Below are 13,425 nucleotides of genomic sequence, written 5' to 3'. Positions count from 1 at the left end.
GCGCTGTTTCTGGATCAGTGGATCAGCATGCCGCCATTGACGTCGATCACCGCGCCCGTGACATAGGCGGAGAGATCGGAGGCGAGGAACAGGAAGATCCGCGCCACGTCCTCGGCGGTTCCGAGCCGGCCGATCGGAATCCCCTTCAGGATCTCGGCGCGCATCTCGTCGGTCAGCTTGCCGCCGGTGATCTCGGTCTGGATCAGCCCGGGCGTCACCGAATTCACGCGGATGCCGGCGGGGCCGAACTCGCGCGCCATCGCCTTGGCGAGGCCGAGCACGCCGGCCTTCGCCGCCGAATAGTGCGGCCCGCCGAAAATCCCGCCGCCGCGCTGCGCCGAAACCGACGACATGCACGCGATCGAGCCGCTGCCACGCGCGCTCATATGCGGCAGAAACGCCTGGCTGAGATGGAACACGCCGGTGAGGTTGACGTCGATCACCCGCTCCCAGTTCCGCGCCTCGATCTCCAGCAGCCGCAACGGTTCGGTGATGCCGGCATTGTTGATCAGGATGTCGGCCTGGCCGAACGCGCCGATCACCCGGCGCGCCGCCTCATCGCAGGCCGCGCGGTCGGTGACGTCGCAGGCCACGCCGAGATGCCCGGCGCCGAGCGACGCCGCCGCCTCGTCGGAAGCCTCCTGATCGAGATCGAGAATGGCGACCCGCGCGCCATGTTCGGCGAACAGCCGTGCGGTCGCGAGGCCGATCCCCTTCTTGCTCGCGCCACCAGATATGACTGCGGTCTTGCCCTTGAGCAGCATGCGTTTCCTCCGTGTATCCGGAACGGAGAAAAGCGCCTGACGAATGAAATTTCAAAAGGATAATTTGCATGAATCGGTGAATCTGGTTCATCTGTGTTTCGCCATGCTGAACACCATTCCGCTGTCCATGCTGCGCGCCTTCGAGGCCGCCGGGCGAACCGGCTCCTTCCGCGCCGCCGCCGCCGAACTCAACCTGACGCCGAGCGCGGTGAGCCACGCGATCCGCAAGCTCGAAGACCTGCTCGGTGTCCGGCTGTTCCTGCGCCAGGCCAGGACGATCGAGATGACCACCGAGGGACAGACGCTGATGCGCCATGTCGCGGAGGCGTTCGACACGCTGCGGCGGGGCATGCAGGCCGTCTCCACCCGCGCGCCGCGCCTGTTGCGCCTGCATGTCGCGCCGAGCTTCGCGACCCAGTGGCTCGCGCCGCGGCTGCAACGCTTTCTCGCGGCGAACCCGCAGGTCGAGGTGCGCATCGCCGCGAGCACCGACTATGCCCGCTTCAGCGACGGCGCCTTCGACGCCGACATCGTCTACGCGGCGGCGCCGACCGCGCGGGTCATGCCCGGCATGGTGCGGATTTCCCTCGGCGAGGAAACCGTGACACCGCTCTGCGCGCCCGCGCTTGCGGCGCGGATCACGAGCCCGGCCGATCTGGTGCAGGAAACGCTGATCCACAGCGACAACAAGATGCTGCGCTGGCCCGACTGGTTCGCCGCCAACGGGCTGAGCACGCCGGCGCCGCACGGCCTGCGCTTCGACCGCAGCTTCCTCGCCATCAGCATGGCGGCCGACGGACTCGGCGTCGCCCTCGAATCAACCAGGCTGGCCGAACGCGAGATCGCCGGCGGCCGGCTGGCGGCCCCGCTGCGGGGACGCTCGGTCGACCTGCATTATCTCGCGCATTTCCTGGTCTATCCGCAGCCCAGCCAGGCCAATCCGCTGATCTCGCGATTTTCCGCCTGGCTGCAGCAGGAACTCGCCGCATCGCCTCACTCGAAGATGTAGCCGAGCCCCGGCCGCGTCCTGATGTGCCGGTCCGCGAACGTCCCGAGTTTCTGGCGGATGTTGCGGATATAGATGCGAATGTAGGTGCGGTCGGAGTCATGCACCCCGCCCCAGCCGGCACGCAGGATGTCGTCATGCGTCACCAGCTTGCCGCGATGCCGCGCCAGCGCCGCCAGGATCCGGAATTCGGTCTTGGTGAAATGGATCTCGGCGCCATCGAGGCTGACGCTGCGGGCAGCCTCGTCGATCCGCAGCCCGTCGATCTCGATCGCCTCGGTCGGCACCCCCTGCCCGGTCGCGATCAGGCGGAAGGCGTTGCGGATGCGCGCGAGCAGTTCGCCGAGGCCGAAGGGTTTCTCGACATAGTCGTTCGCTCCCGCGTCGAACGCCGCGATCTTCTGCGCCTCCTGGTCCCGCGCCGAAAGCACGATCACCGGCACATCCGAGAATTCCCGCAGCTTCACGATCACGTCCTGGCCGTCGAGATCGGGCAGCCCGAGATCGAGCAGGATCACGTCCGGCACCAGCGTCGCCGCCAGCCGCAACGCCTCCGCCCCCCGCTCCGCCCGCAGCACGACATACCCCGCCGCCTCCAGCGCCGGCTTGAGGAAGCGGTGGATCTGCGGCTCGTCATCCACCACCAGCACGCGGCCGGTCTCGATCCGCTTCGCCTCGGTCATGGCACCGGCAGCTCCACGCGGATGATCGTTCCCGGCAGTCCGTCCGCCGGCAGGTCGCGCCGCGGGCTCTCGGCGGCGATCGTCCCGCCCATCGCCTCGACGAAGGCCCGCGCGATCGCCAGCCCCAGCCCCGTGCCGGGCGCCACGCGGTCGCCCCGCACCACCCGGAAGAAACTGTTGAACACATGCGGCAGATCCTCGGGCGGAATTCCCACCCCCTCATCGGCGACCGACAGCACGACGCTGTCCCCCGCGCGCCGCGCGAACACCGAGATCGCCCCGCCCTCGGGCCCGTATTTCACCGCGTTCTCCAGCAGATTGACCAGCACCTGTTCCAGCAGCGCCGGATCGGCGCGCACCGTGGCCGCGTCTTCGGGAATGTTGACCGCGGTGTGGAACGCCTCCTTCACCCGCGCCACCGCGTGTTCCACCACCGGCGCAAGATCCACCTTCTCGTGCCGGGCAACGATCTCGCCCGTCTCGATCCGCGCCATCCCGGTGATGTTGGCGAGAAACCGCGTCATCCGCCCAACATCCTCGACGATGCTGGCCAGCAGGTCGCGCCGCGTCGCTTCCGGCAGCTCGCCATCCGCTTCCGCCAGCGTCTCGGCCGCGCCGCGGATCGCGGTCAGCGGCGTGCGCAGGTCGTGCGAGAGCGAGGAGAGCAGCGCCGTGCGCAGGCGCTGCGTCGACTCATGCGCCCGCGCCTCCGCCGCGCTGGTGGCCAGCCGCAGCCGTTCGGCGGCCAGCGCGGCCTGGTCGGCGAGCGCGCCGAGCGTCTGGATCACCGGCTCGGCCGGGGGGGTCTCGGGCCGCACGCCGAGCACGCCGATCGCCCCTGCCTCGGTCGCCAGCGGCTGGAACCGCCAGGCCGATGCGGGCAGCGTCGTCGTGCCCATGCCGGTGGCCACGCGATTGCGCCAGGCGAATTCCGCCGCCGCCACCGCCGCCTCGTCGAACCCGCCGGCGCGGGGCAGCCCGTCGTCCCGTGCGAGGAGCAGCACCGCCTCGCCGGCCAGCGCCCGCGCCTCCGCTTCCACCACCGCGGCCAGCCCCGCCTCGTCCGAAACCTGTGCCAGCGCGCGGCCGAACAGCGTAATCCGCCGCAGCGCCTCGATCCGCGTGCGCGCGGTCTCCGCCTCCGCCCGCACCCGCCCTGCCAGCGAGCCGGTCAGCACGCCGACGACGAGAAACGCGAACAGCGCGGTCACGTCCCGCGGGTTGGTCACCGAAAGCGTGTAGATCGGCGGGAGAAAGAAGAAATTCCACAGCACGAAGCCGGTCAGCGCCGCGAAGATGCCGACGCTGCGGCCATACAGGCTCGCCATGCCGACGACGATCGCGGTGAAAACATACCCCATCGCCTCGGCCGGCAGCACGCCGCGCAAGGCGAACCCGCCGATCGTCGTCAGGATCATGATGCCGAGGCTGATACCGAAAGGCATGAGCTTCGGCGGCGGCGCGCGATGCGGCGGCGCCGGCCGGCTCGCCGCGGGATCGGGAACCACATGCAGCGCATAGGCCCGCGCGCCCCGCGCAAGCCGCGAGGCGAGGCCGCGCCGCCACCGCCACCGACCACGGCCGCGCGCGATCACGATATGCGCGACGTTCTGCCGCGCCGCCGCATCGAGCAGGGCGGCGAACACATCCGCGTTCGTCGTCGTCTCGACGGTGCCGCCAAGCTGGATCGCGAGATCGAGCGCCGGTTGCACGGCCATGCCGGTCGCCGCCCGCTCGGCATGGAAGGCGAAGAACGGCGCGCGCAGCGCCTCGGCCAGCCGGGAGGCGTGCCGCACCACCTGCTCCGCCGCCTCGCCGGCCTCGACCACCGCCATCACCCGCTCCGCCGCAGGCCAGGGACCTGCGATCGCCTGCGCGCGCATATAGGCGGCGATGTCGCGATCGACATGCTGCGCCACCCGCCGCAGCGCCATCTCGCGCAGCGCGGCGAGATTCCCCGGCCGGAAGAAGCCGCCCAGCGCCCGCCGCGCGACATCCGGCCGGTAGACCAGCCCCTGCTTCAGCCGCGTCCGCAATTCCTCCGGCGGCAGGTCGATCAGCTCGATGTCGTCGGCAAGGCCGAGCACCGTGTCGGGCAGCGTTTCCGCCACCCGGATACCGGTAATCCGCGCCACCTGGTCGTTCAGGCTTTCGAGATGCTGGACGTTCAGCGTGGTCCAGACATTGATCCCCGCCTCCAGCAGCGCCGCGACGTCCTGCCAGCGCTTGGCATGGCGCAGGCCCGGCGCGTTGGCATGCGCAAGCTCGTCGACCAGCAGCAGCGCCGGCCGCCGCTTCAGCGCGGCATCGAGATCGAATTCCTCCAGCAGCCGGCCGCGATAGGGCACGATCCGCCGCGGCAGCACCGGCAGGTCGGCGAGCTGTTCCGCCGTTTCGGCGCGCCCGTGCGTCTCGACCAGGCCGACGACGACATCCGTTCCCGTCTCGAAGCGCCGCCGCGCCGCGGCCAGCATTTCCCACGTCTTGCCGACCCCTGGGGCCGCGCCGAGGAAAATCTTGAGCTGCCCGCGCCCGTCACTGTTCGCGCGGGCGAGCAGCGCGTCCGGGTCGGGCCGGTTCTCTGGCGATGCGGATCCCATGCGGGATGATCACGCCATCTCCGGCAGGCGCGCAAGCCCCGGCGCCGGTCCCCGCCGCCTGACGCCTTCCGGCGCCCCGCCAGGGTGAGGTTCAACCTGAGTATCGATACTCACAAAAATGCTCAAACGTCCTGTTTCCACGCGCCGCGGGTAAATATACGCAGCTCGGTTAAAGCGGATGGCGCGATTCTCTCCAAGCCGCAACAATGATGTTCCAGAGCCTGGATAATAGCCGCCGGACACGTGATTTGCTGATCACCATTTTTCCGCGATTGTGCCGAGGGCGGAATCGGAACAACACACCGGCCTCGACCACGCGGGTGACCTGGTTGCGCCCGGAGCCGTTCGAGCTGAAATACTCGACCCATCCGCCCGGCGAGCAGGGCTTTTGCCGAATGTGTAATCGGTGAAGAGCCCCGCGCCGGACGAGGCGGCGATCAGCCGGTTGAGGTTGCGCCGGCGGGACGCTGCTGCGGAATGGTGGCGAATCATGATGCCTCCTTCAGGCTCTTGCTTCGCGGCTGCCTTGCAAGCTTTACCAAGGAACAAAATTCAGCCCTTGATCGACAACCAGAACGATACGATTTGGTCTCGATTTATCACTCCCATGGATTGGGAAGCTCGGCGCCGTATAATTTGAAAGAAAAAAATGATAACAGTATTAAAGAAACAAGACTTATTATGATTGTCAGGATGGACACCGTCGAACAAATAAATATTTCAACAAAAATCGGCTTATATTTTGTCAAAAATAAAATTGAATATTCGATAAACATAATGGAAATAAATGGCTGAGCGATCCTGAAAAGATAATCAGAAAAAAATTTTGTGTTGATATTCCTTTTCAACGAAAGCAATCTCATCAAAATCGACGATGAAACAACAATCCATGGCAAAATGCTTGACTCAAGTAAATTTTTTTCTCCTACGCCAATTTTCCCATTCATCAAATAAAATATGACTATCGAAAATACCATCAACCACATGATGGCCCAGACCGTGAAAAGCCGCATCGTTATACGTGGCACAACTTCCAGCGAATGAACGTGCGGCATCTGATGTCTTTTCTTGCCCACGGCGGCTTTCCGTTTATCCGGCATCGCAGCATGAAATCCGTCATTTCTGGCTGTTTCTGGCCAAAGCGAGGTTCAGCCGCAGCACGTCGACATGCGCGGTGCCGATCACGCCGAACGCCGGCCGCACCGCGAGGCGGCGCGCCAGGCGCTCGACCGTCGCCGCCGGCATTCCCCGCGCCCGCGCCACCGCGGGCGCCTGCCGCAGCGCGTTCGCCAGCGAAATGTCCGGATCGAGCCCCGACCCCGACGAGGTCGCCGCATCATCCGGCACCGGCCCCGGACCATAGGCCTTGCGATAGGCGGCGATCCGCGCGGTCACATGGGCGACGAGCGCCTTGCTGGTCGGCCCGAGATTGGACGCGCCGGATTCCGAGGCGTCATAGGGCGTGGGTATGGTCTGGCCTTTCGCATTCGTCCCCGTCAGCGCCGAGGGACGGGAATGGAACCATTGCGCCCCCCGGAAATCCTGCCCGATCAGCGCCGAGCCTACCGCCTGTCCATGAACCCGGATCAGGCTGCCATTCGCCTCGAAGGGAAAGACGAGCTGCGCCAGCCCGGTCACGGCCAGCGGTGCTGCCAGTCCGAGCAGCAGGGTGAAGAGGACGACAAGGGAAAACGCGGGGCGGAGTTCGCGCAACATGACGGTCTCGCTCGATCAGCTGAAGATGTGGAAACTGTTCAGGATCAGGTCGATCACCTTGATCCCGACGAACGGCGTGACGATGCCGCCAAGCCCGTAGATCAGCAGGTTGCGCCGCAGCAGCGCCGCCGCCCCCATCGGCCGGAAGGCAACGCCGCGCAACGCCAGCGGCACCAGTACGACGATGACCAGCGCATTGAAGATCACCGCCGAGAGAATGGCGCTTTCCGGCGAGGCCAGGGCCATGATGTTGAGGGCGCCGAGCTGCGGGTAGCTCGCTGCGAAGATCGCCGGCAGGATCGCGAAGTATTTCGCGATATCGTTGGCGATCGAGAACGTCGTCAGCGCGCCACGGGTGATCAGCAGTTGCTTGCCGATCTGCACGATCTCGATCAGCTTGGTCGGATCGCTGTCGAGATCGACCATGTTGCCCGCCTCGCGCGCCGCCTGCGTGCCGGTCTGCATCGCGACACCGACATCAGCCTGCGCCAGCGCCGGCGCGTCGTTGGTGCCGTCGCCGCACATCGCGACCAGCCGTCCCTCGGCCTGCGCCTTGCGGATATAGCCGAGCTTGTCCTCCGGCGTCGCCTGCGCGATCACGTCGTCCACACCGGCCTCGGCGGCGATCACGCTCGCTGTCACCCTGTTATCTCCGGTGACCATGACGGTGCGGATGCCGATCCGCCGCAGCGCCTCGAACCGCTCCCGGATCCCCGGCTTGACGATGTCCTTCAGCTCGATGACGCCGAGCAGCGCGCCCTCCGCCATCAGGCCGAGCGGCGTGCCGCCGGCGCGCGCGATGCGGTCCACCGCCGCGCCGAAGGCGTCCGGCGCGGCGCCGCCCACGAGGTCGAGGATCGAGTCCACGGCCCCCTTGCGCCAGTGCCGCTCGCCTGCATCGATGCCCGAAAGCCTTGTGTTCGCGCTGAACTTCACGATTTCCGCCCCGTCCGGCAGCACCGGATCGACGCCGAATTCCTCCCGCGCCAGCCGCACGATCGACCGCCCCTCCGGCGTCTCGTCGCCGAGCGAGGCGCAGGCGGCGGCCTCGGCCATGCGCCGCACATCCACACCCGGCACCGGATGGAACGCAGAGGCCATGCGGTTGCCGAAGGTGATGGTCCCGGTCTTGTCGAGCAGCAGCGTGTCGACATCGCCGGCCGCCTCGACGGCGCGGCCCGAGGTCGCGATCACGTTGAAGCGCACCAGCCGGTCCATCCCGGCGATGCCGATCGCCGAGAGCAGACCGCCGATCGTGGTCGGGATCAGGCAGACGAACAGCGCCGCGAGTTCGGCGATGCCGAGCCGCGTGTGCGAATAGGCTGCGAAGCCGGGCAGCGTGACGACCACGATCACGAACACGATGGTCAGGCCGGCGAGCAGGATGTCGAGCGCGATCTCGTTGGGCGTCTTCCGCCGCGCCGCCCCCTCGACCAGGGTGATCATCCGGTCGAGAAAGCTCGAGCCCGGCTCGGACGTGACGCGGACGACCAGCCAGTCCGACACGAGCTCGGTGCCGCCCGTCACCGCCGAGCGGTCGCCGCCCGCCTCGCGGATGACGGGAGCGGACTCGCCGGTCACCGCACTTTCGTTGACGCTCGCGATACCCTCGACGATTTCCCCATCGGCGGGAACCAGGTCCCCGGCCTCGACGAGCACGAGATCCTCCCGCCGCAACTGCGGCGCCGGCACCAGGGTGAACGCGGCGCGATCCGCCGGATCATCCAGCCGCTTCGCCATCGTGTCGCTGCGCGCCCGCCGCAGGCTCTCGGCCCGCACCCGTCCGCGCCCTTCCGCGACGGCCTCGGCGAAGGTCGCGAACAGCACCGTGATCCACAGCCAGATCGCGATGACGATCGAGAAAGCCCAGGCTTGGCCTGAAACCATTTCACGAATGCCGACGAACGTCGTCAGCAGGGCGATGATCTCGGTCACGAAGATCACCGGATTGCGGATCAGCGTCCGCGGGTTCATCTTGGCGAAGGCATCGCGTATCGCGCGGATCAGGATATCGCGATCGAACAGCCCGATCGTCTCGGCTTTGCGGGACATGTCAGCGCTCCTCAGAAGGTCTTGCCGGCGAGCAGCAGGTAATGTTCGACGATCGGGCCGAGCAGGTCGGCCGGCATGAACTGCAACCCGACCAGGATGACGATGACGCCGATCAGCAGGCCGATGAACAGAGGCCCATCGGTCGGAAACGTGCCCTCCGAATGCGGCAGCCTCGGCTTGGCGCCGAGCGATCCGGCGATCGCGAGCACCGGGATCATCACCGCGAACCGGCCGAACAGCATGGCGAGGCCCAGCCCGTAATCGAGCAGCATCGTGTTGGCCGAAAGGCCCGCAAAGGCGCTGCCGTTATTTTCGGTGGCCGAAGTCCAGCCATAGAGCATTTCGGAGAGACCGTGCGGCCCCGCATTGGCAAGCGATGCCAGCCCCGATTTGGTCAGCAGCGAGAAACCCGCTCCGGCCAGGATGAACAGGGTCTGCACCAGAATTGCCAGCATCGCGAGCTTCATCTCCCGCGCCTCGATCTTCTTGCCGAGATATTCCGGCGTCCGGCCGACCATCAGCCCCGCGACGAACACCGCGAGCAGCGCGAAGAGAACGATGCCGTAAAGCCCCGAGCCGACGCCGCCGGGAGCGATCTCGCCCAGTTGCATCATGAACAGGGCCGTCAGTCCGCCGAGCGGGAGATAGCTGTCGGTGAACGAATTGACCGCGCCGGTCGAGGTCCCGGTCGCCGCGATGTTGAACGTGGTCGACTGCGCCACGCCGAAGCGCACCTCCTTGCCCACCATGTTGCCGGGATGCGCCGCGAGGCCGGCATGGACGAGGATCGGATTGTTCGCCGCCTCCGCCGCATAGGCGCCCACCATGCCGCACGCGAGGATCACCGCCATCACGGCGAACAGCGCCCGCCCGTCGCGCCGCCGCCCCGCCACATGGCCGAAGGCGATCGGCAGCGCGAAGCCGATGACCAGGATGAGCCAGATTTCCAGAAGGTTCGTCCAGGCCGTCGGATTTTCGAACGGATGCGCCGAGTTGGCGTTGAAGAACCCGCCGCCGTTGGTGCCCAGTTCCTTGATCGCCTCCTGCAACGCCACCGGCCCGCGGGCGATGGTCTGCATCCCGCCCGCGAGGGCATGCACATGGGCATAGGGAGCAAGCGTCATCGGCACGCCGGAGCCGATCAGGAACAGTGCGGCGACTACGGCGATCGGCAGCAGGAGATACAGGGTGATCCGGACGAGATCGACGTAGAAATTGCCGAGCGTGCGAATGCCGCCGCCCGCGAAGGCGCGCATGAGCGCCGCCGCCGCGGCAAGCCCGGCTGCCGCGGAGAGAAAATTATGCACCGCGAGGCCGAACATCTGCGCGCCATAGGAAATCTGGCTCTCGGGCGCGTAGGCCTGCCAGTTGGTATTGGTGGTGAAGGAGACTGCCGTGTTGAAGGCTAGCTTCGGACTCATGCCCCTGATGTGTTCGGGGTTGAAGGGCAGGAAATACTGGAGCCGGAGAATCGCGTAGAGCAGCAGGAAGTGGATCAGGCTGAGCAACAGCAGGCCCACCGCATAGGCGCCCCAGGCCATCTGGCGCTGGGGATCGATGCCGCAAAGGCGATAGATCGGCGCTTCGATCGCCGCGAGGAATCGCAGCTCGCCGCGATAAAGTCGGGCGAGATAGGCGCCCAGCGGAAAGGCCGCGCCGAAGACGAGGGCGAGCGCGAGGGCGATGAACCCTATTCCGTGCAAGGTCATGGGGGTTTCCGTTCGGAGACGCTATTGTTCGGGGGGATGCCGGTGAAGAACCTGGCGTGCCACCTGCCACATCCACAGGATGACGAGGACGATGGCGAGGGCACTGCCGATGCAGATCAGGGCATCGGCGATCAGGCCGGAGATGTTTGCCGCCACATGCATGGCGTTCAGAAATCCTCGGGCCGCAGGAGGGCCCAGACGAGATAGACGAGGATCAGCAGGGCGGCGATGCCGGAGAGAATGAGGTCGATCATCGATCCGGCTTTCGTCAGATCTTCTCGCAGGCGTTCACGTAGAGCAGGAAGAGGCCGAAGATCGCGAAGGCAAGAACGAGCGTAAGAAGGTCCGCCATGATGGGTCATCCCGAATGCGCCTGACGATCAGGCGACTGACTGTGTTCGGGATAATGGCTGGCAGGATCGTAAAGATTCCAGACCGAATTCCGGCTGGAATGTATAGAAAATGTATAGATCCGGGCCGCGCGGGTGGTTTTGGCCGCCCGCGCGGCGAAGGGTCAGCGGGCGAGGCCCTGTTCGATCAGGGCGATGGTGGGGGCGATGCCGTAAAGCGCGATGAAGCCGCCGAAGCGGGGGCCCTCGGTCTGGCCGAGCAGGACCTGGTAGAGGCAGCCGAACCACTCCCGCAGGCTGGCGAAGGGGTGGCGCTTGCCGACATCGTAGAGCAGGTTCTGCAGGGCCTCGGCATCGGCGTTGTCGGGGATGGATTTCAGACCGTCGGCGAGGTCGAGCAGGGCCGTGCGTTCCAGCTCGGTGGGGCTGCGATACTGTTTCGCGGGCTTGATGAAGTCCTGATAGTACCGCACCGCGAAATCGACCAGGCGGGCGAGGAAGGGGGCCGATTCCGGGGACGCTTCCGGCCGGTAGGCGCGGATGAAGCCCCAGAGCAGGTCGGGGGTTTCGGCGTTGACCACCGAGGCGAGGTTGAGAAGCATGGCGAAGGGGATCGGGCTGCTGGAGGCCGTGGGGATCTCGCCGCCATGGATGAACCAGGCGGGATTGTCCTCCGCCCTGCCCTTGCCCTCGCGGAGATTGTCCTGGTTGGCGAGGTATTCGTCGGTGGCACGGGGAATCACGTCGAAATACAGGCGCTTGGCGCGCTGGGGCGAGGCGAACATGAACTGGCCGAGGCTTTCGGCCGGGGCGTAGGTCAGCCATTCCTCGACCGAGAGGCCGTTGCCCTTCGACTTGCTGATCTTCTGGCCGTGCTCGTCGAGGAAGAGTTCGTAGGTGAAGCTCTCGGGGGGCTCGCCGCCCAGGGCGCGGACGATGGCGCTGGAGAGGCGGACGGAATCGATCAGGTCCTTGCCGGACATTTCGTAGTCCACGCCGAGGGCGAACCAGCGCATCGCCCAGTCGGCCTTCCATTGCAGCTTGGCGCCGCCATCGAGGATCGAGGTTTCGTGGAGGATGCCGGTTTCGGGATCGCGCCAGGTGACGCTCGCCGCATCGACATCGACCTCGTCGATGGCGACCTGCATGACCTGGCCGGTGCGCGGGTGCAGCGGGAGGATGGGCGAGTAGGTGGCCCGGCGCTCGGGGCCGAGGGTGGGGCGGATGATGTCGCGGATGACATCGTGCTTGGCCGCCACGGCGCGGAGGGCGTCGTTGAAGCGGCCGGAGGTGTAGTATTCGGTGGAGGAGGCGAATTCGTATTCGAAGCCGAAGGAGTCGAGGAAGGCTTGCAGGCGGGCGTTGTTGTGGGCGCCGAAGCTCGGGTGGGTGCCGAAGGGGTCGGGCACGCGGGTGAGCGGCTGGCCGATGAACTCGCGGAGCATGTCCTGCCGCGGGACGTTGCCGGGGACTTTGCGCAGGGCGTCCATGTCATCGGAGAAGGCGAGCAGCTTCGAGGGCAGGCCGGTGAGCCTGGTGAAGGCGAGCCTGATCCAGGAGGTGCGGGCGACCTCCATGAAGGTGCCGATATGCGGCAGGCCGGAGGGGCCGTAGCCGGTTTCGAACAGGGCCGTGGATTTCCCCGATTTGTGCAGGCGATGGACGACGCGTTCGGCTTCGCGGAAGGGCCAGCTCGTGGGGGTATCGGCTTCGGACTTTGTCATGAATTGCGTTTAGGGTCGGCGGGCGACCGGGTCAAACGCATGGGTCGGGGGCCGGGCGCGCGGGCGCGCCGGCTTGTCAGGACCGGGGAAAGAAGCGGGTTCGGAGCGGGGGATCGGGCGGGCGGAGCCAGACGGCGCCGCGCGGCGCGCCGGGGCGTTCGGGCGGCGGCGGATGGGGCGTCGGGCCGGGTGCCGGGCCGGGTGCCGGATCGGGCGGCGGGTCGGGCGTTGCGGCCATTTGTGCGGCGCGGGGTGGGCGCGGTTTCGGCGGCAGCGCGAGGGCGGGCGGCGGGGCGATGCCGATGGTGTGGCAGAGCGGGCGGAGGATGCGGCCGGCGGCGGGGGTGGCGGCGATGAAGGCCTGCATGTCCGGCGCATCGAGCAGGGCGCGGAGTTGCGGGGCGAGGGATGCGGTGGCGGGAAAGGCGCGGCGGAGCCAGCCATGGGCGCGCGGGAGACCGTGCGGCTGGCCGGAGCGGCCGGGACGGCCGGGACGGCCGGGACGGCGGCGCACCGGGGCTCGCGGCCTGGTGGCAAGGGCTTCGAGGCGGGCGCAGAGGCGGCGCAGGCGGGTCCAGGCGAGGATGGTGAGGCTGCCGCGCCGGTGGCGCACGCCCTCCGCCGCGACGCAGGCGCAGAGCGCGGCGATGAAGCCGGCGAAGCGGAGCAGGAAGCCGGACGATGCGGGGGCGGCGGCCGTCATTCCCACTAACAAGCATGACCGGCCGGGGGTGGGCAAGGAGGTTGCGCCGGCGGATCAGCCGCCTGCCGGATTTCGGGACGGCTCCCGGCTTTTTCGACACCGTCTCCGGACAAAGTGT

The 13,425-nt window shown here is 67.2% G+C and carries 12 protein-coding genes; 2 read left to right on the top strand and 10 right to left on the bottom strand.

The annotated features are described in order from the left end of the window. Positions 1-14: 14 nt before the first annotated feature. Complete coding sequence (locus ACRY_RS06005; RefSeq protein ID WP_011941720.1) at positions 15-764, bottom strand: SDR family NAD(P)-dependent oxidoreductase; 750 nt, start codon at positions 762-764, stop codon at positions 15-17. 76 nt (positions 765-840) lie between these two features. Here ACRY_RS06005 and ACRY_RS06000 point away from each other — a divergent pair, with 76 nt between their 5' ends. Then, on the top strand, positions 841-1,773 hold the full coding sequence (locus ACRY_RS06000; RefSeq protein WP_231295358.1) for a LysR substrate-binding domain-containing protein: 933 nt from the start codon (positions 841-843) through the stop codon (positions 1,771-1,773). On the opposite strand, the gene ACRY_RS05995 is transcribed toward ACRY_RS06000, so the two are convergent. Both ACRY_RS05995 and ACRY_RS05990 read right to left on the bottom strand, forming a co-directional pair. Continuing rightward, complete coding sequence (locus tag ACRY_RS05995) at positions 1,758-2,453, bottom strand: response regulator transcription factor (RefSeq protein WP_011941718.1); 696 nt, start codon at positions 2,451-2,453, stop codon at positions 1,758-1,760. The genes ACRY_RS06000 and ACRY_RS05995 overlap by 16 nt on opposite strands. Then, positions 2,450-5,053, bottom strand: a complete 2,604-nt coding sequence (locus ACRY_RS05990) for a sensor histidine kinase (RefSeq protein WP_011941717.1) — start codon at positions 5,051-5,053, stop codon at positions 2,450-2,452. Before ACRY_RS05990 ends, ACRY_RS05995 begins: the two co-directional genes overlap by 4 nt. Positions 5,054-5,530: 477 nt before the next feature. Here ACRY_RS05990 and ACRY_RS19885 point away from each other — a divergent pair, with 477 nt between their 5' ends. Next, positions 5,531-5,848, top strand: a complete 318-nt coding sequence (locus tag ACRY_RS19885; protein ID WP_196796280.1) for a hypothetical protein — start codon at positions 5,531-5,533, stop codon at positions 5,846-5,848. Between the two features lie 321 nt (positions 5,849-6,169). Here ACRY_RS19885 and kdpC read toward each other — a convergent pair whose 3' ends face one another. The 7 genes from kdpC to ACRY_RS05965 form a co-directional block, all read right to left on the bottom strand. Further along, positions 6,170-6,769: a potassium-transporting ATPase subunit KdpC gene (gene kdpC / locus ACRY_RS05985; protein ID WP_011941714.1), complete on the bottom strand. Its 600-nt coding sequence runs from the start codon at positions 6,767-6,769 to the stop codon at positions 6,170-6,172. 15 nt (positions 6,770-6,784) lie between these two features. Then, the gene (kdpB, locus tag ACRY_RS05980) at positions 6,785-8,821 is read right to left on the bottom strand and encodes a potassium-transporting ATPase subunit KdpB (protein ID WP_011941713.1); all 2,037 of its coding nucleotides are present in this window, start codon (positions 8,819-8,821) and stop codon (positions 6,785-6,787) included. A gap of 11 nt (positions 8,822-8,832) precedes the next feature. Continuing rightward, positions 8,833-10,530, bottom strand: coding sequence for a potassium-transporting ATPase subunit KdpA (kdpA, locus tag ACRY_RS05975; RefSeq protein WP_011941712.1), 1,698 nt, complete (start codon positions 10,528-10,530; stop codon positions 8,833-8,835). Positions 10,531-10,551: 21 nt separating this feature from the next. Beyond that, positions 10,552-10,692 (bottom strand): hypothetical protein, encoded by a 141-nt coding sequence (locus ACRY_RS19645; RefSeq protein ID WP_154653532.1) that lies wholly within the window; start codon positions 10,690-10,692, stop codon positions 10,552-10,554. Positions 10,693-10,697: 5 nt separating this feature from the next. Next, positions 10,698-10,892 (bottom strand): potassium-transporting ATPase subunit F, encoded by a 195-nt coding sequence (locus tag ACRY_RS19880; protein ID WP_013639830.1) that lies wholly within the window; start codon positions 10,890-10,892, stop codon positions 10,698-10,700. 152 nt (positions 10,893-11,044) lie between these two features. After that, on the bottom strand, positions 11,045-12,604 hold the full coding sequence (locus tag ACRY_RS05970; protein WP_011941711.1) for a lysine--tRNA ligase: 1,560 nt from the start codon (positions 12,602-12,604) through the stop codon (positions 11,045-11,047). A 76-nt stretch (positions 12,605-12,680) separates the two neighbouring features. After that, a complete protein-coding gene (locus ACRY_RS05965) occupies positions 12,681-13,307 on the bottom strand; it encodes a hypothetical protein (protein ID WP_050751091.1) in 627 nt (208 codons plus the stop codon). Positions 13,308-13,425: the final 118 nt, after the last annotated feature.

This window comes from Acidiphilium cryptum JF-5 (genome assembly GCF_000016725.1).
GTDB lineage: Bacteria > Pseudomonadota > Alphaproteobacteria > Acetobacterales > Acetobacteraceae > Acidiphilium > Acidiphilium multivorum.
The sequence above is the reverse complement of the archived record's forward strand: the minus strand, read 5'-3'. Positions and strand labels throughout refer to the sequence as shown.